The 459-nt window shown below is 61.9% G+C and carries 1 protein-coding gene; it reads right to left on the bottom strand.

All coding sequences use genetic code 11. The features are described from left to right. Positions 1–111: 111 nt before the first annotated feature. The coding region (locus D7Y13_RS42595; protein WP_279637202.1) for a CorA family divalent cation transporter at positions 112–459 on the bottom strand (348 nt) is incomplete at its 5' end.

Below are 459 nucleotides of genomic sequence, written 5' to 3'. Positions count from 1 at the left end.
CGGTCAGGCAGGCCGCGTGACCAATGAACGGCAGCGCGGCGAGCGCCGCCGCAAGGACGGCACGATGCAACTTCATCCTCGTCTCCTCTATTTTTCGAGGAGGCGATTCTGCTACCGCAGCCAGCCCTTGCTGCGGAAAAAGATGAAGGGCGCCGCCACCGAGGCAACCATCAGGGCGATGGCGAACGGGTAGCCGAAGCGCCACTGCAGTTCCGGCATGGCCGCGAAGTTCATGCCGTAGACACTGGCGATCAGCGTCGGCGGCAGCAGCGCGACGCTCGCCACCGAGAAGATCTTGATGATCTTGTTCTGGTTGATGTTGATGAAGCCGACCGTGGCGTTCATCAGGAAGTTGATCTTGTCGAACAGGAAGGTCGAGTGGCTGTCGAGCGAATCGATGTCGCGCAGGATCTGCCGCGCTTCCTCGAACTGCTCGGCGCCGAGCATGCGGCTGCGCAT

It is taken from the genome of Corallococcus praedator (genome assembly GCF_003612125.1).
GTDB classification, from domain to species: domain Bacteria; phylum Myxococcota; class Myxococcia; order Myxococcales; family Myxococcaceae; genus Corallococcus; species Corallococcus praedator.
The sequence above is the reverse complement of the archived record's forward strand: the minus strand, read 5'-3'. Positions and strand labels throughout refer to the sequence as shown.